This window comes from Flavobacterium sp. FlaQc-28, from assembly GCF_044007415.1.
In the GTDB taxonomy this organism is placed as follows: Bacteria; Bacteroidota; Bacteroidia; order Flavobacteriales; family Flavobacteriaceae; genus Flavobacterium.
Genome location: NZ_JBIPCM010000004.1, coordinates 149810 through 170653, shown reverse-complemented (window position 1 = coordinate 170653; position 20844 = coordinate 149810). Strand labels below are relative to the sequence as shown.

General features: G+C 32.9%; 24 protein-coding genes. 22 read left to right on the top strand and 2 right to left on the bottom strand.

What is annotated here, in order from left to right; genetic code table 11:
- Nucleotides 1-111: 111 nt before the first annotated feature.
- From ACHRVL_RS12675 to ACHRVL_RS12600, 16 genes are all read left to right on the top strand, one after another.
- The gene (locus tag ACHRVL_RS12675) at nt 112-1560 is read left to right on the top strand and encodes a DUF1214 domain-containing protein (RefSeq protein ID WP_395413257.1); all 1449 of its coding nucleotides are present in this window, start codon (nt 112-114) and stop codon (nt 1558-1560) included.
- A 227-nt stretch (nt 1561-1787) separates the two neighbouring features.
- Nucleotides 1788-2468: a DUF4919 domain-containing protein gene (locus tag ACHRVL_RS12670; RefSeq protein WP_395413256.1), complete on the top strand. Its 681-nt coding sequence runs from the start codon at nt 1788-1790 to the stop codon at nt 2466-2468.
- Between the two features lie 20 nt (nt 2469-2488).
- The gene (locus ACHRVL_RS12665; protein ID WP_395413254.1) at nt 2489-2929 is read left to right on the top strand and encodes a GNAT family N-acetyltransferase; all 441 of its coding nucleotides are present in this window, start codon (nt 2489-2491) and stop codon (nt 2927-2929) included.
- A 23-nt stretch (nt 2930-2952) separates the two neighbouring features.
- Entirely contained in the window at nt 2953-3438 is a 486-nt protein-coding gene (locus tag ACHRVL_RS12660; protein WP_395413251.1) for a hypothetical protein, read from the top strand.
- A 132-nt stretch (nt 3439-3570) separates the two neighbouring features.
- Nucleotides 3571-4056: an SRPBCC domain-containing protein gene (locus ACHRVL_RS12655; protein ID WP_395413249.1), complete on the top strand. Its 486-nt coding sequence runs from the start codon at nt 3571-3573 to the stop codon at nt 4054-4056.
- 34 nt (nt 4057-4090) lie between these two features.
- Entirely contained in the window at nt 4091-4504 is a 414-nt protein-coding gene (locus tag ACHRVL_RS12650; protein ID WP_395413247.1) for a hypothetical protein, read from the top strand.
- Between the two features lie 11 nt (nt 4505-4515).
- Nucleotides 4516-4731: an ArsR family transcriptional regulator gene (locus ACHRVL_RS12645; RefSeq protein WP_089053231.1), complete on the top strand. Its 216-nt coding sequence runs from the start codon at nt 4516-4518 to the stop codon at nt 4729-4731.
- A 79-nt stretch (nt 4732-4810) separates the two neighbouring features.
- A complete protein-coding gene (locus ACHRVL_RS12640; RefSeq protein WP_089053230.1) occupies nt 4811-5179 on the top strand; it encodes a polyketide cyclase in 369 nt (122 codons plus the stop codon).
- Between the two features lie 72 nt (nt 5180-5251).
- On the top strand, nt 5252-5671 hold the full coding sequence (locus ACHRVL_RS12635; RefSeq protein ID WP_395413244.1) for a DUF1801 domain-containing protein: 420 nt from the start codon (nt 5252-5254) through the stop codon (nt 5669-5671).
- A gap of 293 nt (nt 5672-5964) precedes the next feature.
- Nucleotides 5965-7068 (top strand): MBL fold metallo-hydrolase, encoded by a 1104-nt coding sequence (locus ACHRVL_RS12630; protein ID WP_395413242.1) that lies wholly within the window; start codon nt 5965-5967, stop codon nt 7066-7068.
- Between the two features lie 22 nt (nt 7069-7090).
- Nucleotides 7091-7621, top strand: coding sequence for a GNAT family N-acetyltransferase (locus tag ACHRVL_RS12625; RefSeq protein WP_395413240.1), 531 nt, complete (start codon nt 7091-7093; stop codon nt 7619-7621).
- A gap of 44 nt (nt 7622-7665) precedes the next feature.
- Nucleotides 7666-8190 carry a GNAT family N-acetyltransferase gene (locus ACHRVL_RS12620; protein WP_395413239.1) on the top strand — a complete coding sequence of 175 codons (525 nt, stop codon included), beginning with the start codon at nt 7666-7668 and terminating at the stop codon, nt 8188-8190.
- Nucleotides 8191-8255: 65 nt separating this feature from the next.
- Entirely contained in the window at nt 8256-8837 is a 582-nt protein-coding gene (locus tag ACHRVL_RS12615; RefSeq protein WP_395413237.1) for a TIGR00730 family Rossman fold protein, read from the top strand.
- Between the two features lie 89 nt (nt 8838-8926).
- Nucleotides 8927-9394, top strand: coding sequence for an SRPBCC family protein (locus ACHRVL_RS12610; RefSeq protein WP_395413235.1), 468 nt, complete (start codon nt 8927-8929; stop codon nt 9392-9394).
- 267 nt (nt 9395-9661) lie between these two features.
- Nucleotides 9662-10030: an iron chaperone gene (locus tag ACHRVL_RS12605; RefSeq protein WP_395413233.1), complete on the top strand. Its 369-nt coding sequence runs from the start codon at nt 9662-9664 to the stop codon at nt 10028-10030.
- A gap of 6 nt (nt 10031-10036) precedes the next feature.
- Complete coding sequence (locus tag ACHRVL_RS12600) at nt 10037-10717, top strand: mutarotase (RefSeq protein WP_395413232.1); 681 nt, start codon at nt 10037-10039, stop codon at nt 10715-10717.
- A 9-nt stretch (nt 10718-10726) separates the two neighbouring features.
- On the opposite strand, the gene ACHRVL_RS12595 is transcribed toward ACHRVL_RS12600, so the two are convergent.
- Together ACHRVL_RS12595 and ACHRVL_RS12590 are read right to left on the bottom strand one after the other, a co-directional pair.
- A complete protein-coding gene (locus ACHRVL_RS12595; protein WP_395413230.1) occupies nt 10727-11467 on the bottom strand; it encodes a DUF2625 domain-containing protein in 741 nt (246 codons plus the stop codon).
- A gap of 28 nt (nt 11468-11495) precedes the next feature.
- On the bottom strand, nt 11496-13643 hold the full coding sequence (locus ACHRVL_RS12590) for a cation:proton antiporter (protein WP_395413229.1): 2148 nt from the start codon (nt 13641-13643) through the stop codon (nt 11496-11498).
- 322 nt (nt 13644-13965) lie between these two features.
- Between ACHRVL_RS12590 and ACHRVL_RS12585 the strand changes: the two genes are divergently transcribed.
- From ACHRVL_RS12585 to ACHRVL_RS12560, 6 genes are all read left to right on the top strand, one after another.
- Entirely contained in the window at nt 13966-15393 is a 1428-nt protein-coding gene (locus ACHRVL_RS12585; RefSeq protein ID WP_395413227.1) for an L-serine ammonia-lyase, read from the top strand.
- Between the two features lie 109 nt (nt 15394-15502).
- Entirely contained in the window at nt 15503-16699 is a 1197-nt protein-coding gene (locus tag ACHRVL_RS12580) for an SH3 domain-containing protein (RefSeq protein ID WP_395413225.1), read from the top strand.
- Nucleotides 16700-16749: 50 nt separating this feature from the next.
- On the top strand, nt 16750-17568 hold the full coding sequence (panB, locus tag ACHRVL_RS12575; protein WP_395413222.1) for a 3-methyl-2-oxobutanoate hydroxymethyltransferase: 819 nt from the start codon (nt 16750-16752) through the stop codon (nt 17566-17568).
- Between the two features lie 201 nt (nt 17569-17769).
- Complete coding sequence (locus ACHRVL_RS12570; RefSeq protein WP_395413220.1) at nt 17770-18459, top strand: RluA family pseudouridine synthase; 690 nt, start codon at nt 17770-17772, stop codon at nt 18457-18459.
- A 74-nt stretch (nt 18460-18533) separates the two neighbouring features.
- Nucleotides 18534-19862 (top strand): aldehyde dehydrogenase, encoded by a 1329-nt coding sequence (locus ACHRVL_RS12565; RefSeq protein ID WP_395413217.1) that lies wholly within the window; start codon nt 18534-18536, stop codon nt 19860-19862.
- A gap of 111 nt (nt 19863-19973) precedes the next feature.
- Nucleotides 19974-20768, top strand: coding sequence for a hypothetical protein (locus tag ACHRVL_RS12560; RefSeq protein WP_395413215.1), 795 nt, complete (start codon nt 19974-19976; stop codon nt 20766-20768).
- The last annotated feature ends 76 nt before the right edge of the window (nt 20769-20844 follow it).

Sequence of the window (20844 nt, the reverse complement as noted above, 5' to 3'; positions counted from 1 at the left end):
GATTACTTTCAACTTCTAAGTTTTTCAGAGCCGGTTTTGGCAAAGAGTAATCTACAGGATGTTGAAAAATTAAAATAATAAAAATTTATATCCACTAAATAAATTAATGTTATGAAAAAAATTCTTCTTTCTTTCTTGTCAGTGTTTCTCCTGACAGCCTGCAATAATAATCAAACCAGTAATCCAGAGAAAAGCGACAATTCAAATACAGCTGGAACTGAATTTAAACCTGCAAATATTAAAGAACAAATTTTGTATCAACGCGCAGTTGAAGCTGCAATATGGGGAATGCCGGCAGTTAATTTTCAATTGATGTACGATGCACTTGCAAAAATAAACGGTAATTACAATCAAGTTGTTATTTGGCCAAAACTGTTAGATTGGAAAAATCAAACTCTTACCCCAAATCCTGATGTAATTTATTTAATGCCTTTTTTCAATACAGAAAAAGCAGGTCCTGTTGTATTAGAAATTCCACCAGCAGACAATGGCGTTTTTAATGGCAGTGTGATGACCTACTGGCAAAATGCAATTGAAGATGTTGGTCCAGGCGGAGTTGATAAAGGAAAAGGCGGAAAATATCTTTTTTTACCTCCTGGTTACGATAAAAGCAAAATACCAGCAGGTTATATCCCTTTGCAATCTGATACTTACAGAGGTTATGCTCTTTTACGCTCAGTATTAAAAAGCGGCAGTGCTGCTGATGTTGCTGCTGCCGTTGCATACGCCAAACGCATTAAAGTTTATCCGCTCAACGAAGCTTCAAAAAATCCCACAACTGTTTTTATCGATGCGAGTAATGATGTGTACGACTCAAACATTCGGTACGACCATACTTTTTATGAAACATTAAATTCAATCGTGCAAACAGAGCCTTGGCTTACAAGAGATCGTGTAATGATTGATCCTTTAAAAACATTAGGTATTCAAAGAGGGAAATCTTTTGCTCCTGACGCCCGTACTAAAGAAATTCTAACACAAGCCGTAAAAACAGCTAAAGAATGGCTTTTATATAATTACGAAATAACACCTCCTTTTTACAAAGACACACATTGGTTTTTTCCTGCAGATGAAGACAATATTAAAAGCGTAAAAAGCCAATACTCAATCTCAGAAATTTATCCTATCGACAATAGAGCCGTTTGTTATATGATTGCTTTTTTTAGCGCTAAGCATCTTGGTGAATCACAATTTTATTTAATGCAGATTGTAGACAAAGATGGCAATCCACTTGATGGCAATAGTAATTACAAAGTAAATGTTCCTGCCAATGTTCCTGTAAAACAATACTGGTCAATGACAGTTTATAATAGAGACACGCACACCTTTATTCGAAACCAAAAACGTGCAGGGCGTTCGTCGCAAAGTCCAGGATTAAAAACGAATAGTGACGGTTCTGTCGATTTATTCTTTGGTCCAACTCCGCCTGCAAGCGGTGAGTCTAATTGGGTGCCCACAGATCCCAAAGGCAAGTTCGAAATCTTAACACGCTTTTACGGACCCACACCTGCCTTACGTGATCAAAGCTGGAAATTAACTGATTTAGAAAAAGTTAAATAACGAAAACTAAAATGTTCTACCATAAAAATCTGATCTGTTTGAACAGATCAGATTTTTTTATGATATATTCGGCATATCTACCCTTTTTTTTCTTTTATTTGATTTTTAAGAACTGCCTTACAAATCTATTTGTTTTTATTAAAAACATTGAAATAAAAGACCAAAACATGCAATCTATACTAACCCTGAAAAGATCAAATTAAATAATGAAATCTAAATCTCAAATCATGATAAAAAAAATAATTTTATTTGCCGTTTTAGTATTGGGGACAAAAGCTGTTGCTCAAGATCAAGGCTTCAAAATTCCGGATTACAAGGCGATTGAAAAAGAAATTCAAGATAAAAAATCAACATTTTATTATCCTCAATTAATAGAGCGATTAGTAAAAAACGATACTTTACTAACACACGACGATTTCAACCATTTGTATTTTGGTTACGTTTTTCAGCCCAAATACAATGCTTTTTGGAAATCGCCAAATGAAAAAAAACTAAATGAAATTTATGGTAAAGAAAAACTGGAAAACAAAGATTACGATGAAATTATCAAACTAATCAACAATAGTTTAAGCGAATTTCCATTTGATCTCAGACAGCTCAACCTCCTAGCCTATACTTATCACTTAAAAGGCGATGAAGTAAATTCAAAAATTGCTTCTTTTAAATTTCACAGCATCATGAACGCTATTTTATCTTCGGGCGACGGAAAACAATGCGAGACAGGATTTCATGTTCTTCTTGTTGAGCATGAATATGTACTGCTTAATGTTTTTGAACTAGAAAGTAAATCACAATCTTTAGTAAATCATTGTGATTATTTAAGCTTTGAAAAAGGCAAATATCAAGTTGACGGCATCTATTTTAATATCGAAAAAATGCTCGAAAATGAATCTAAAGTTTTGAGATAAAAGCATGAAATTATAATTGAATGAAAATAATAGAAGCTCGAAAAAAAGATTATGAAGCATTAAGAATTTTATTTTTTGAAGAAAGAAAACTAACGTTCACATGGCTTAACACTTCGGATTTTCAATTAGACGATTTCGAAAAATATACACAAGGCGAATTAATTTTAACGGCTCTGCAGGAAGATATTCCCATTGGTTTTATTTCAATCTGGGCACCTACTAATTTTGTGCATCATTTATACATTCACCATAAATATCAAAATAAAGGTATCGCCACTAAACTTTTAAATGCCGCAGTCTCTAAAACTAATTTTCCACTCACTTTAAAGTGTTTAGAAAATAATCTAAAAGCCGTTGACTTTTATAAAAGAAAAGGCTTCATCGAAAAAAGAAAAGGACAATCTGAAAACGGAACTTATATTTTATTTGAGTTAAATAAATCATTAACAACAAAGTATTAGCAAAAAACTATCAACTAAGAACTATGAATCCCAATAAAATAAAAGTCTATCATATATTTTGGATTGTTGCGCTGCTCATTTTAATTATCGGATTCATTCAGAATAACGATCATCCAACGGCTAATCTCGACATCAATATTTACGATACTTATATCGTTACACGAAATTTTGACAGTACTATCTTTTTATTTATTTGCTATTTTATAATGGGATTTGGTTATTGGCTTATCCAAAAAGTATTTAAAAAACAGCTTGTAAAATCTTTAACTATACTTCATTCCCTAATTTTTATTGGCAGTTTTGTAATTTACTGGATTGCTTTAATCTATGTCAAACTGCTTCCGCCAAAACCTGAATTTCCCTTATTCTTTAGTGAGTATCAATTTATAAACTCGATTTTAGTCTTAGAGTTACTGATAATTACTTTTGCAGGAATACCAATATACATTATCAACTTATTAATTGGACTTATTAGAAAAAAGCAGACACAAATACTCTCAAAAATCTAAAACACCAAAATCCAAAATCATAAATCGAGATCCTCTCTGTCTGAAATACACCGTAAAAATGTCTTTTAAACACCCTAACATATTGATTTTTAAACAATAACTTTGATATTCAACTATTAAAAATTAACAATTATGAGTGCAGCAGATTTTACCACAACAATAGCAGTCGATCAATCTCCAGAAGAAGTTTTTAATGCCGTTACCAATGTTCGTAATTGGTGGTCGCAGGAAATTGAAGGAAACACAGCGCAATTAAATGATGAATTTGATTATCATTTTGAAGATATCCATCGCTGCAAAGTAAAATTAATTGAAGTTATTCCCAATCAAAAAATCGTTTGGCTGATTGAGAAAAACTACTTTAAATTCACAGAAGACAAAACGGAGTGGACGAACACAAAACCGACTTTTGAGATTTCAGAAAAAAATGGAAAAACAGAACTTCGTTTTACGCATTTTGGTTTAGTTCCAGAATACGAATGTTTTGAAATCTGTCAGGATGCCTGGACAAATTATATCCAAAACAGTTTAAAAAAGTTAATCACAACAGGCAAAGGCGAACCCAATGCAGCTGGAAAACCTCAAACCGAAAACGAAAAGAAACTATCATCAAAATAAATTTCATAAATTCGTAGTACAAAAACCAGAATCTATGAATCCTATTTTTAGAAATATACTTGCCGTTATTGCCGGCCTTATTGTTGGAAGCATTGTTAATATGAGTATTATTTTGATCAGCGGTTCTATAATTCCGCCTCCAAATGGAGCAGACAATACAACAATGGAAGGTTTACAAGCCACCATGCATTTATTTGAACCCAAACATTTTCTATTTCCTTTTCTTGCACATGCTCTCGGAACGTTTGCAGGTGCATTAACAACAGCTTTAATCGCTGTAAATCATAAAACAAAATTAGCCTTAGTTATCGGAGGTTTCTTTTTATTAGGAGGAATTGTGAGCGTTTGTTCTTTACCGTCTCCAATATGGTTTACAATTGTCGATTTAGTTTTTGCTTATATCCCAATGACCTATTTGGCATTAAAGTTAGTCGCGAGGAAATCCTAAATTTGGAAAAAATGGACGAGAAATCAACTCAAACAAAACCCGCCAAAATGTGCTACGAACATATTGGCGGAAAACTTGGTCAGCTGCTTGCCGTAACTTTTGCAGAAAAAGGCTGGATTGCAAAAAAGAATCCGGCTGATAAACATTTCTATATTACAGATTTGGGCTTAACAGAATTTACAAAACTAGACATCGACCTCAGCCAGATAAAACCTGAAAAATTATAGTACATTCTCTAAATTCCGTTTCTATTTTCTTTAAATCCTTCTAAATTTCATAACTTAGTTAGCTGTTAATCACAATATCATGACTAGGAAAGAAATTGCGCAAAATTTTTTAAAACTTGCGGCTGGCGGTCACTCACACGAAGCATTTCGGCTTTATGTGGGCAAAAAATTTAAACATCACAATGCTTATTTCAAAGGTGATGCCGACACTTTAATGCTGGCAATGGAAGAATCGGCAAGGACAAACCCTAACAAAATTTTTAAAATTCATCATATTTTAGAAGACGAAAAATTAGTTGCGGTACATTCACATTTAAAACAAACCCCAATAGATATAGGTTTCGCAGTAGTTCATATTTTAAAATTCAAAGCTGATAAAATTATAGAATTATGGGATTTAGGTCAATCAATTCCCACAGAAACTATTAACGAAAATGGAATGTTTTAACTCACTTACAGTTAGATTTTTAAATAAATCATTAAAACTGATACTGAGAATAGAATTCAAAAAAAAAACACAATGGCAAAAAATAAAACTACAGAAACTCAAAGCAGCGTTACTGATTTTATAAACACAGTTGAAGACGAAGCGAAAAGAAATGATGCGTTTGAGCTTATTAAAATAATGCAGCAAATAACTGGTTTTGAACCTAAAATGTGGGGACCAAGTATTATAGGTTTCGGGTCGTATCATTATAAGTATGCCAGCGGACATGAAGGTGATGCTCCTTTGGCCGCTTTTTCTCCAAGAAAATCAGCGACCACAGTTTACTTTTTCTCATCCGAAAATACCGAAAAGGAACTGACAAAACTAGGAAAACATAAATCATCAAAAGCGTGTATTTACATCAAAAAATTGACTGATATTGACCTCGAAATCTTAAAAAATGTAATACTGATTTCGATTAAAGAAGTGCAGAATTTATATCCAACAAAATAAAAAAATGAATTCCGTTTTACCCGAAAATAGCTCTCAGCATCTCAATGATCGTTTTGCATTTGAGAGTATCGTTTTTCTAATTATCATTGTAACCTTTGTTTACTGTTTTTTTAAACGCAAAAAAATATACCTGCGTCTCAAGGAATCGAAAGATTATAACGGTTTTCCAAATATTAAACTTTATTTAAATTTATTATTTGTACTTATTATTGCCATAGCAATCGTTTATAACTATGTAATGAAACTACTATTATAAATATATCTTTAATCAACAAATACCACAATTCTTAAAAATGGTTACATTCCTAATTTTACTTTTCGTACTAGTACTTATAGCCTATAATTTTTTACGGCATCCAAAATTTGGAAAAAAACCTTCGGGCGAAAGACTGGCTTTAATACAGAAATCTCCACAATATAAAAACGGAAAATTCGAAAATCAAAACTTTACGCCGGATCTAGCCGAAGGAGCAAATTACTTTTCGGTTTCTTATGAATTCTTCTTCAAAAAAGTAGAGAGAAAAATCCCTGCCGATTTAATCCCTTCTATTAAGACTAATTTGCACGAAATTCCACTTAATCAAGATGTATTAGCTTGGTTTGGACATTCCTCCTATTTTATTCAATTAGAAGGAAAACGTTTTTTAATAGATCCTGTTTTCAGCGGAAATGCCTCTCCTATTTCGGGCACAACAAAAGCTTTTAAAGGAACAGATGTTTATACTGTTGACGATCTGCCGGAAATTGATTATTTATTGATTACACACGATCATTACGATCATTTAGATTACGAAACGATTCTAAAATTAAAAGCAAAAACAAGAAAAGTAATCACAGCACTTGGCGTAGGTTCGCATTTTGAATTTTGGGGATTTCAGAAAGAAAATATTATTGAGAAAGACTGGTATGAAAAAATAGAACTTGATGAGAACTTAATACTTCACACCACGCCATCTCGACATTTTTCTGGTCGAAGTTTTACACGCTGCAACACTCTTTGGACTTCTTTTGTTCTTGAAACCAAAGATTTCAAAATATATCTGGGCGGCGACAGCGGTTATGATTCTCATTTTGCCGAAATTGGTCAAAAATTTGGTCCTTTTGACATTGCTTTAATCGATAACGGTCAATACAATAAAAACTGGAAATACATTCATAATATGCCCGAAGATGTCATAAAAGCAATGCACGATTTAAAAGCAAAAAGAGTTTTTCCCGTTCATTCTTCAAAATTTGCATTGGCACTTCACGCTTGGGACGAGCCTTTAAAAAAAGTAACCGAATTGAATCGTTTACATGAAAAACCACTCCCATTAATAACGCCTTTAATTGGAGAAATAGTGGAATTGAAAAACGAACATCAAAAATTTAAACAATGGTGGAACGGAATAAATTAAATTAGTATTACTTCAAAAAAACATGAATACCTCAAACTATATAATTCGAAATGCTGTTCCTTTAGAATTTGAAAAAATAGGACAACTATTAATTCAGGTTTATTCACAACTTGAAGGTTTTCCTAAAGAAAATGAACAGCCCAATTATTATAAAATGCTGGCAAATATCGGCGATTTTACAAAACACCCAGAAACTGAACTTCTTGTGGCTGTTGATGAAAAAAACACAATTCTAGGAGCTGTTGTTTACTTTAATAATATGCAATATTATGGTTCTGGCGGAATTGCAACCCAAGAACAAAACTCGGCAGGATTTCGTTTATTAGGTGTTGACAATAAGGCACGCGGAAAAGGAATTGGAAAATTATTGACACAGGAATGTATAAAAAAAGCAGCCGAAAACAATCGAAAACAGCTTATAATTCATTCTACTTTAGCTATGAAAACAGCTTGGAAGATGTATGAAAACATTGGTTTTAAAAGATCTGAAGATCTAGATTTTATGCAGGGAGAACTGGCTGTATTTGGCTTTAGATTACCTATTGTTTCATAAAACACAATCCAACTTAATTAATTTGCGATAAAAAAAAACTAAAAATGACAACATCAAATTTTAATTTACAACCCGATTTCTTAGAAAATGAGATCACAAAATTGATTCCGCTAGAAGAAAATCATTTTGAAGCATTATTTGAAGCCGCTTCCGACCCGCTTATTTGGGAGCAGAATCCTGTAAAAAACCGAAATGAAAGAGAAGGTTTTAAAACCTATTTTGAAATCATAAGTACAAAAAATCCGTTCTTAATTCTAGATAAAAAAACCAATGAAATAATGGGAACCACAAGTTTCTATGATTTCAATCCCGAAAAGTCCAATGTTGGAATTGGCTACACTTTTATTACAAGAAAATACTGGGGCGGTCCCTACAATAGTTCAATTAAAAAATTACTGATAGATTATGCTTTTCAGCACGTTAATTCAATCCTTTTTCATGTTGGGGCAGAAAATTTTCGTTCACAAAAAGCCGTTTTAAAATTAGGTGCAGAAAAAGTAAATGATATCATATTTAACATTAATAGTATCGAAGTACCGTATTTTGAATATGAATTGAAGAAAAAGTAAATTACAAAATGGCAGTCTTTCAACTTGCTTCTTGCATCTTTAAGACTCACATCAAAAAAATAACAATGAAAAGAATAACTGTTTTCTGCGCTTCAAGTTTTGGAACCGAAAAAATTTACGAAGAACAAGCAATTGCTTTAGGAAAAACTTTAGCCGAACAAAATATAGAATTAGTTTATGGCGGCGCAAATGTTGGACTAATGGGCGCTGTTGCAGATGGAGCTTTAAACGCAGGAGGAAAAGTAATAGGTGTGCTTCCTAATTTTTTAAGATCAAAAGAAATAGCTCATTTAGGCTTAACCGAATTAATTTTGGTGGAAAGTATGCACGAACGAAAAACTAAAATGAATGATTTATGTGATGGCGTAATTGCACTCCCCGGCGGTTTTGGAACCCTGGAAGAATTATTCGAAATGCTGACTTGGGCACAATTAGGATTACATAAAAAACCAATTGCCATTTTAAACGTAAATGGTTTTTATGATTCGCTGATAGCATTGCTGCAAACAATGACAGAAAAAGGATTACTGAAAGAAGTCAATCAAAAAATGCTTTTGGTTAGTAATACTATTGATGATTTACTTTATCAAATGAAAAATTATGTCGCTCCAACTGTAGGGAAATGGATAGACAAAAAAGAACTATGAGTTAGATATTTAGAGTTACAAGTAAAAAATTAAAGTTACATTTACGAATCAATCCCGCTCTAACAAACAACATACAACTTCGAGAAAAAATGAAAACGGAAAACAACAAATTTGCAAAAGCCGAAATGCTGATTCGAAAACCTGCTTCAGAAGTTTTCAAAGCTTTTATTGATCCTCAATTAACAAGTAAATTTTGGTTTACAAAAGGGTCAGGAAAATTAGAAGAAAACCAAAAAACAGAATGGACTTGGGAAATGTATGGTTTTACACTTTCGGTCACAACCATTGTTTTACAAGAGAATAAAAAAATCGTTATTGAGTGGGGAAATACAGGCGAAACAACTTTAGTCGAATGGCTTTTTACGCCATTAAACGAAAATGAGACTTTTGTAAGTATTACAAATTCAGGTTTTAAGGGAGATACTGATAAAATAATCGATCAGGTTCGCAATTCAACCGAAGGTTTTACTTTGGTTTTAGCAGGAGCAAAAGCGTATTTAGAGCATAATTTACAATTGAATTTAGTTTTAGATCGTTTTCCGAAAGGATTGGCATAACACTTTATTTTTACCGCAAAGTATGCAAAGGTTTAGGCAAAATTTATAAACGAAAAAAATAACGTCCAGTTATGTCATTTCGACTGAAAGGAGAAATCACACTCGAAACTCGATAACGATTGGTGAATATTTGGAACGGAATTTCTTGTGTGATTTCTCCTTTCAGTCGAAATGACATAAAATGAGAAAATATTTGCGGCTTCGCACCCGATAGCTATTGGGATTGCGAGATTAAAAAGAAAACAACTTTAAACTAATTTCACTTCAATGGAAACAAAAAAACCAGAAAATATCGACGAATATATTGGCGCATTTCCAAATAACGTTCAAGAAATTTTAGAGAAAGTTCGAATGACAATTCAGAAAGCGGCACCAGATGCCAAAGAAAAAATCAGTTATTCAATGCCTGCTTTTGAACAAAATGGAATCGTGGTTTATTTTGCTGCTTTTAAAAATCATATAGGTTTGTATGCTTTGCCAAGCGGTCACGAAGCTTTTGCCGAGGAACTTTCAAAATATAAATCAGGAAAAGGTTCTGTTCAGTTTCCTTTAAAAGAAAAAATGCCCTACGATTTGATTACTAAAATTGTAAAATTTAGAGTCAAAGAAAACCTTGAAAAAGCGAAAAAGAAATAAGTCTAAATGAATTTAACAGAACATTATAATCAACTTTATAAAAGTGCTTCTGAAGCTATTTTAAGCGAAAAATATAATTTAGATCCTTGTATTAATGATAGTTCAGATTCTAGATTTGGAATTACACTTCTTGCTCGTCCAAACGAAAAAGTTAATACAGAAATTCAGCTGTTTTTAGAGAAATTAAAAGCCGTTGAACCATCTCAGTATTATTATCCAAACTCAGATATTCACATTACCGTACTTTCTATTATTTCATGTTACGAAGGATTTAGCTTAGATAAAATTGCTGTTGAAGATTATATCAAAACGATTCAAAAAAGCTTAATAGATCTAAATGAAATCACGATCGAATTTCGGGGCGTTACAGCCTCAAACTCAGCAATAATGATTCAAGGTTTCCCTATTAATGACTCTTTGAATAACTTAAGAAATAAGCTTCGAGAAAACTTCAAAAATTCAGCTTTAGAACAAAGCATCGACAGCCGATATTCCATTTCTACAGCACATTCAACGGTAATGCGTTTTACAGAAAAACTTGTAAATCCCGAAAAACTAATTGAAATTACTGAAGAGTTTCGCGATTACAATTTTGGTTTTTTTAAAGTGGATAAAGTAGAACTAGTCTTTAATGATTGGTATCAAAGGAAAGAAAATACAATTCATTTAAAAAACTTTGACGTATAACGTTTTTAACTACTGAAAACCCAGCTGTTTTCTCAATTCTAAATTTAGGCTGTATTGTTCTTGAATTGGAATAATTTTCCTTGCACTTTTATTAATATCACTTCCTTCAGCCGTCCAAAGAAAAGGATAAAAATTAAAGACCTCATCGCCTTTTAATTTCGAAACCTCTTCACGCCATCCATTCCATCTGTTTCCTTCATAGAACTTATCCAAATCATTATTAAAACAAAAACCTAGAAACTCAGAATAAGTAATATCAAGCGGTTCATATTCTAAATTATCAGGCGAAAAATAATAAATCTTCCCTAAATCATTTCCCAGTCCGCCGCCATTCAATAAATAAAAACCTCCAATTGCGTCATCCGCAATTAATAAAAATGAAGGCGTTTCGCCAAACTCATTAAACGATTTTCCTTTATTCCAGTCTGCTAATGTTCTATTAAATTTTGAATTTCCAGAACCTAAAATTCTTATCCACCCATCATCGACTAAAAGACCGCCGGTCATAAAAACAATCGCTCCCATAGTCGAACGTGTAGTTACCTGAGTTTTATACAAAACTTCTTTAGCTTTTACCACATCAACAGGTAAAACCTCCACCTTATTTTTTGCCGTTTTAATCCAATCTTCAACAACCGGCCAGCCCGGATCAGCTTTATCTATAAGTTCTTCTGCTTTTTTCATTTTGTTCTGTGCACTTACTGTGTAAGTAAAACATATCATTAAAATTAATAGAAAATTTCGTGTCATCTATGCGATTTATAACTTTAAAAATTGCCTAACTTTTTTTCAAAATACTTCCCAAGCCACGTCCAATCTGCTCTATAGCTTCTAAACTTTTGGTTAACGGTGTTGCGGTAAAATCTTCGTAAGCGTCCATAGAACTTTCTTTTCGATCATCCTGCGGATAAACTAAAATAATGTTATTATCTCCGAAGAATTTCTCGAATTTCTGAGGAAGTCTCTCAAAAATAGATTGGTAAGACACAGAACCCTTTCTAGATAAATTAAAAACAATTAAATCATTTGGTTTGATCTCATCTGAAATCGCTTCAAAATTATCCCAATCTAAAATGCTTTTAAAGCCGAATTTAGCATTTAGCTTCAAACTATTAGCAATCTGCTGAATAGTTTGATGTGTTTTATACTCCGCATAAATTACAATCGGAATACTTAATTCTTGTGATAATCTTGAAATTTTCTGAAGCAGAAGTTGAAAACCAACACCTCTTTCAGAAAATGGCGGGCAAATAAATACCAGTCTTTTATCTTCTATAAATGTTTTTTGAAAACGGCAGATAAATAGACTTTTATCAACATTATTAATAATCGAATCTACATTTTCTCCAAAAATTTTATCTAAAAATCCCGTTTTTCTCGGCCAGCCCACAATCACAATATCCGACATGATTTCTTTAGAAGTTCTTGCAATACCACTTGCAGGATTATGATCAATTCTAGCAATTGTATTAATCTTAACTTCAGAAGCCGAACCTTGAATTACAAATTTATCGACTGCTTTTCGGTACTTTAAAATATTCTTTTCAGCTTGATCATTATTAGGAACAATAGTTAAAAGCGTAACCGGATTAGCTGATTTTTTGTCTTTTATTAAAAGTGCAAAATCTAATAAACTGGCTGTCGCCGAAGTTTTAGCCAGCGGAATCAAAATATGTTCGTCTAATATTTGATCTTTATCTGCATCTTCTGTAGAAACCTCTTCTTCGCAAATGGCGATTTTTTTAGCTGCCTTTTCAGTTGCAAATGAAGCCACAATACAAGTAATCAGAATCAGAATAATAGTTCCGTTCAGAATATTTTCATCAAGAATTTTAGCTTTAAAGCCTACTAAAATTACGGCCAAAGTTGCAGCAGCGTGCGCACTGCTTAAGCCAAAAATAAGTTGTCTTTCAGTCTTAGTATATTTAAAAACAACTTGAGTAAAAAAGGCTGCAATCCATTTTCCAAAAATAGCCACAACACTCAAAGTTGCCGCTACAATTAAAGCTGTTGGTCCGCTTAAAATCACACTTATATCAACAAGCATTCCCACAGAAATCAAGAAAAACGGAATAAATAATGAGTTTCCTATAAATTCAATTCTATTCATTAAAGCTGACGAATGCGGAATTAAAGGATTCAATGCCAAACCAGCAACGAAAGCACCAATAATAGGCTCTACTCCTGCAACTTCAGCTAAAAACGCCGCAAAGAAAACTACTGACAGTACAAAAATATAATGGGCGTGTTTTTCGCTTTCTAATTTTTTGAAAAACCATTTTGCAATTCTTGGAATTACTAAAAACATAATAGCCGAAAAAATAGCCAGCGAAACTCCCAGTTTTATCCAAAAAGCCTGATTTAGACTTCCTTGAGCGCTTCCCATAATTACCGCTAGAATAATCAAAACGGCAGTATCTGTTAAAATTGTTCCACCTACCGTTATGGCAACCGCTTGATTTTTTGCGATACCAAGTTTACTCACAATAGGATATGCAACCAAAGTATGTGTTGCAAACATACTTGCTGTTAAAAAACTCGCATTAAAATCATATTTTAAAAGATAAAAACAAACGGGAAAACCAACAGAGAGCGGCAGAATAAATGTAAAAAAACCAAACAATAAACTCTTATTACGATTGGCTTTGAACTCGTTCATATCCAATTCTAAACCCGCAATAAACATTATATATAAAAGTCCTATGGTCGAAAACAAATCAATTGCTGAGTTCTTGGCAAGTATATTAAGTCCATGCGGACCAATGATTACTCCAGAAATGATAAGACCTATAATACCAGGAATATTTATTTTTTTTAATAAAATAGGAGACAACAAGATAATAAAAAGTATTAACGAAAAAATCAATACTGGGTTGCTTAATGGTAATTCGAATTCTTGTAAAAAATGCTTGAAAAATTCTATCATAGTGTAATTTTAATCTTCATTGTGGTATTTTAATTTTCTCTCAAAATGGTGTCTTAAATTAGAATATTTTTTATCTGAAGATATAATTAATTTTGTTTTAGCAAAAGTCAAAACACATTGTTTTTGCACTTGCATCTATTACAAAAATACCTAAAAAAAATTACTAAACTCTTTACTAAAGGCTTATATTAACTAATTAAATTTAGTTCCTTGTCAAATTATTAAAATTTAATATCTTTTTTAACAAAATCGCAAGATTTCTAATTGAAAGTAAAACTTCATTGCATTATTCAATTATCTTTGTCATAACAAAAATTGAACAATGGAAGAATGTATCTCTGTTTTTGATATGCTTAAAATTGGTGTCGGCCCTTCGAGCTCACACACTTTGGGGCCTTGGAGAGCCGCCGAACGCTTCTTAGAAGAGTTAAAAAACGAATCGCTTTTAGATCAAGTTACTCGAGTAAAAGTCGATTTGTATGGATCACTTTCTTTAACCGGAAAAGGACATGCTACTGATTTATCCGTAATGCTGGGCTTAAGCGGTCAAGATCCTGAATATATTCCAGTAGAGAACATTGCTGGAATTATAAAAAACATTGAAGATACAAACGAGATCATCCTCGCAGATCAATATAAAGTTCCTTTTTATTTTCTTCAAGATATTGTTTTCAATAAAGAGTTTCTTCCTTTTCATGCAAATGGACTGAAATTTACAGCTTATAAAGCTGATGACTCTGAGTACGAATCTACATTTTACTCTATTGGCGGCGGTTTTGTTGTAAAAGAAGAACGCGAAAATGCCAAAATTAAAGAGGTAATAAAATGTGCCTTTCCGTTTCCAATACAAAATGCCGTTGAGCTTCTAAACTATACTGTTACCGAGCAAAAATCAATCTCGGAAATTGTTTATGAAAACGAAAAGTCAATGCGTTCTGAAGATGAAATTCACTCAGAACTTATGCGTATTTGGAATACTATGCTTGAATGCATGTACATAGGCTGCCATACGGGAGGAATTCTTCCGGGCGGATTACATGTACGCAGAAGAGCTTTTGATATGCATCAAAATTTAATTGGTTTATCCAACTATACCGATCCGCAATCCTGGCTTGAAGAAATAAGAAAAACGGAAGTGAAATTTCGTCAAATCTTAAAATGGGTAAGCTGTTTTGCACTTGCTGTAAATGAAGTAAATGCATCGTTAGGACGTGTTGTCACTGCTCCAACCAATGGAAGCGCCGGCGTAATTCCAGCTGTTTTGATGTACTATTTGGTAATCGAAAACCACAAAGCAGGCGAAAAAGAAATTAAACAGTTTTTGATGATTGCTGGAGAAATTGGAAGTATTTTCAAAAAAGGCTCCACTATTTCTGCTGCAATGGGCGGTTGTCAAGCCGAAATTGGCGTTTCGTCATCAATGGCAGCGGCAGCATTATGCGAGTTAATGGGCGGAACCCCTGCTCAGGTTTTAATGGCTGCTGAAATCGCTATGGAACATCATTTAGGTTTAACCTGTGATCCTATTGGCGGATTAGTTCAAATTCCGTGTATTGAAAGAAATACGATGGGTGCCATAAAAGCTATAAATGCAGCCGAGTTAGCGCTTGAAACTGATTCTAAAAATGCAAAAGTGCCTCTTGACAAAGTTATCAATACGATGTGGCAGACGGCAAAAGATATGAATTCAAAATACAAAGAAACCTCTGAAGGTGGATTGGCTGTTGCTGTAAACATGGCTGATTGTTAAAATTTATTAAGTCTGCGACTAATTCCATCAATTTACACGAATTGTTTCTAACCAAGCAGGATAGAAATTAGTGTAAATTGATGGAATTTGTGTCAAATAAAAAAACTTCATGAAAAAGCTCAATTTCATAATTGCCCTATTCTGCTCTGTTTTATTGCATTCGCAACAGCGCTATTTTCTTAACTCAGATACGAGACTTTATACTACAACTAGTACTGCTGCTGATTTTTTAGGTTATTTTAAATATGGAGCCGAAGTTCGTTTATTATCAGAAAGTAAAAATGGCTGGTATAAAGTACAAGCCGATAATTTTAATGAAGGTTATGTTCCTGATAAATTCGTAGCAAAAAGTTTAAATGCTAGAGATGTTAAGATTAAAGATACTGAAAACCCAATTCTAGAAGGCGGCGACGCTTATTATGGTGGTAATCACTTATTTGTTTTAGCGGCAGGTTTAAAAGCCAGAGCTTTACCTGATAAAAATTCAAAAATCAGAGAAATTTTGTTTACAGGAGATCCGGTACCAGTAAATTATCTTCCTAAAAATTCAGAAGAATGGGTTAACATCAATGGTAATTTTGATGAAGAATATGCAAAATTCACTTTAAGAAAATTCCTTGGCGCAAGACCAAACTTTGAAACTTTATTAAAAGACTTCGATAAACTTGATGTTAATGCTGTAACTGAACGAAAAACGATAAGCGAGCGCCTTGTTGAGCTAGCATGGAATAGCGAATATGACAAATTAGTTCCAGCTTATCAACGATATTATGAAGTTGTCAAACAGCTAAATGATCCTAAACTCATTGCTGATACTGAATTGAATATGGCTCTTGCAAAAGGTTTAACCAAACATAAGCTGCCAGAACAAATTAATGCATTTATTAAAAAAGCCGAATTTTCATTAAAAGGCACCAAAACAAAATCACTTTATTTAACTCAAAAAGATCTAGTAAAAACATTTGGAGAGCCTGCAAAAAAAGCAAGTGTAGGCGACGAATGCGGTATTTACTTAAGTGATTTATTTTATTACTACCCAGATTTACACTCCTCTGTAGATGAAAAACAAAATCAAGCCGAAATTGTTAAGGTTTTTATCAATGAAAACAATAAACTTATTATAAACCCAAATTCGGTTTTAGACCATACCATGTCCGAAAAAGCTTTCATTGAAAAATATGGAACTTATATTGAAGCTTCATTAAAATGGCCTCATATCTATTCTATACTAATGGAAGACAGTCAATTTAGAATAGAATTTAAAGATGGGAAACTATACAGCATCGAAATATTCTTTTATTGCTGATTCTCAATTTACAATTATTCAATACTTTTACATCATCAAAAAAAAATAAAATGTCAGTAGCAAAAAAAGATTATAAAAGAATCACAACAAAGTCATTAATAGAAATGAAAAGCAACGGAGAAAAAATCTCTATGCTTACCGCTTATGATTATACAATGGCTAAAATTGTTGATACTGCAGGAGTCGATGTGATTTTAGTGGGTGATTCTGCATCAAATGTTATGGCAGGTCACGAAACGACTTTGCCAATTACTTTAGACCAAATGATCTATCATGCTTCGTCTGTAGTTCGTGCTGTCGAAAGAGCTTTGGTTGTAGTAGATTTACCTTTTGGAAGCTACCAATCTGACCCTAAAGAAGCTTTACGCTCTTCTATCAGAATTATGAAAGAAAGCGGAGGACATGCAGTAAAACTTGAAGGCGGAAAAGAAATTAAAGAATCAATTAAAAAAATACTAAACGCAGGTATTCCAGTTATGGGACATTTGGGTTTAACTCCTCAGTCAATTTATAAATTTGGAACTTACAGCGTTCGCGCAAAAGAAGATGCTGAAGCAGAAAAATTAATTGAAGATGCTAAAATGCTGGAGAGAATTGGTTGTTTTGGAGTTGTTCTGGAGAAAATCCCTGCCGATTTAGCTAAAAAAGTAGCTGAAAGTATTTCAATTCCAGTTATAGGAATTGGTGCTGGAGGAGGTGTTGACGGACAAGTTTTAGTTATCCACGATATGTTAGGAATGAACAACGAATTTAGCCCGCGCTTTTTACGTCGTTATTTAAATTTATACGAACAAATGACAACAGCAATCGGTCAATATGCAGCCGATGTTAAGTCTAGTGATTTCCCAAATTCTAATGAACAATATTAATTTTTTGAGAAGCTAAGGTTCTAAGATACTTAGATTCTAAGGTTTCTTTTTTAAAAAGGTGCAAAGGTTCAAAGTAGCAGAGATTCAAAGGTTTTGAAAATTTAAAAACTTAATAGCCTCCAGCTTTAGCTGGAGGTATATTTTTTAAGCTCATTTATTGGACTTTAGCCAAATTATTACACTAAAATTTCAAATTTTCAAATGAAAATTATTTCAGATAAAAACAATCTCCAAATTCTTCACGAAGACAACCACATTATTGTGGTTAATAAGCGCGTAGGCGATATTGTTCAAGGCGATAAAACAGGAGATAAACCATTATCTGATATTGTAAAGGAATACATCAAAGACAAATACAATAAACCTGGAGATGTTTTTTTGGGTGTGATTCATCGTTTAGACCGCCCTACAACTGGTATTGTTGTTTTTGCCAGAACCAGTAAAGCATTATCGCGAATGAACGAATTGTTCAGTAATCGTGAAACTCAAAAAACGTATTGGGCAGTTGTAAAAAACAAACCTCAAGAAGCGTCTGCTAAATTGGTTCATTATTTAAAACGAAACGAAAAAAACAATACATCAAAAGCACATTTAAAAGAGGTTCCAGACAGCAAACTAGCTAGTTTAGATTATAAAATAATCAAAGAACTTCAGAATTATACGGCACTGGAAATTAATCTTCACACAGGACGTCATCATCAAATTCGTGCACAATTATCTGCAATTGGATCTCCCATAAAAGGAGATTTGAAATATGGTTTTGATCGCAGTAATCCTGACGGAGGCATTCATCTTCATGCCAGAAAATTGGTTTTTATTCATCCTGTATCAAAAGAAAACATAACTATCATAGCGCCAACACCCGATGAAACGGTTTGGAATGCCATTTGATTTTTATGATATAATTGTTAATTTTTTAATTTTTATCGATTAACTTGCATAGAGAAAAACAAGCTGATCATAAAATGGACTATAAAAACGACATCGGGTACAGAAAAGAAACGCTCAAAAAGTTATTGTATAACATTCAAAAAAGCGAAGATTTAATTGTACAAGCTTTGTACGATGACTTTAAAAAACCTGAATTTGAAGCTGTCTTGACGGAGACAAATTATGTCATTTCAGAACTAAAAGATACGATCAAAAATATTAATAATTGGGCAGAACCAAAACGAGTTTTTCCTTCTTTGCTTAATTTTCCTTCTACAGATTACATTTACAAAGAACCTTATGGAAATGTACTGGTTATTGCTCCTTGGAATTATCCCTTTCAATTAGCTTTATGTCCGCTTATTGCTGCAGTTGCAGCAGGAAACAGAGTGGTTTTAAAACCCTCAGAACTTACTCCGCATACTTCTGCAATAATTGCAAAACTTATTGAAAAGACTTTCCATATTAATCATGTCGAAGTTTTTGAGGGCGGCGTAGAAGTTTCTAATAAATTACTAGCCAAACGCTGGGATTATATTTTCTTTACCGGCAGTGTTACTGTTGGAAAAGTAATTGCTAAAGCTGCTGCCGAAAATCTTACTCCCGTAACTCTTGAACTGGGCGGAAAAAACCCTTGTATAATTGATGAAACAGCGAATCTAAAATTAGCAGCAAAGCGAATTGTATGGGGAAAATTCATTAATGCGGGACAAACTTGTATTGCACCAGATTATATTTTGATTCAAAAAAATATGAAAGTAAATTTTATTACTTTCTTAATAGAAGAAATCATAAAAGCTTACGGTAAAAAAATGGACAAATCTCCAGATTTTGCACGTATTATTAATACCAAAAACTGGGTGCGCTTAGATCAAATGATTGAACGTGATAAAGTAATTTTTGGAGGTGAAACTAATGCCGACAAGCTTTACATATCTCCTACCCTAATTGAAGAACCAAGTTTAGACAGCCCTGTAATGAGCGAAGAAATTTTTGGTCCAATTTTGCCAATTCTTATTTATGAGACTGAAGACGATATTCATAACGTAATCAGTCGTTACGAAAAACCTCTAGCCTTTTATGTTTTTAGCGACGATAAATCTTTTGCAAAAAAAATGATCACAAGCTATTCTTTTGGAGGCGGATGCATCAACGACACTGTAATTCATTTTTCGAACAAAAGACTTCCTTTTGGCGGTGTCGGGCACAGCGGTATCGGGGCTTATCATGGTCAAATGAGTTTTGATACTTTCTCTCATCATAAAGCAATTGTAAAAAAAGCAAACTGGCTTGATTTACCAATGCGTTACGCTCCTTACAAAGACAAATTAGCTTCAATAAAAAGGGTATTAAGCTGGATTTAAGAAGCAAAAACAATTTTAGGATTTTTAGACGAAATTGATTAAATATATTATATTTACCATTGACTATTTTGGTACCAAAAACAAACTATATTTAACAATTTTACTCATAAAATGAAAGCTACACTTGACCAAATTGAAGACATCAAAAAAAATGGCTATTCAATAGATTTTTCTACTATTTTCAACTATGCCCTTGAAAATTTCAAAAAAATTGCATTGTATTCCGGGCTTATAATTCTAGTATTTTCAGTCGTAGTAGTAATTGTAGTTATGGGATTAGCTGTAACTTTTTATGGCGTTAAAAGCTTATCTGAGAATTTCTTAGAAAATTTTCAAATTCAAAACTTAAGCTACATTCAACAAGTAATAACTGCTGTTTCACTTGCTGCAGTGACCGCTGTATTTGCTCCTTTGGGCGCAGGATTCTTAAAAATGGCTGATTGTGCAGATAAAGATGAAGAATTTAATGTTTCAACAATTTTCACTTATTATAGAGCTCCTTATTTTCTTCAATTGTTTGCAGTTGCTTTTATTATAGGGCTTGTTACTAATGGAATTTCTTACTCTACAGAAAGTTTAGGCTTAGGATATTTAGGAACAGGAGTATCTTTATTCATCAATTTTTTCACATTTTTTACAATTCCACTAATCATTTTTGGAGATTTAAAAGCCATCGATGCTATTAAATCAAGTATAATCTTGGTAACTAAAAACCCTGTTATAATATTCTGCCTATTTATAATTGGATTTCTTGGATCATTAGTAGGTCTTGTAGCTTGTTGTGTTGGTGTTATTTTTACAGCTGTTTTCAATACATCGATTACCTATGCGACTTATTTTTCAATTTTCAGCGAAGAAGAAGAGCAAGATTCAATTGATTCTATAGGACAATCAGATTTCGAATAAAAAGCAAAAAATTCAAATAAAAAGAGTTCAAACAGGTCTTTTTATTTGAATTTTTTAAAATGTTGTTTAAGAAAAC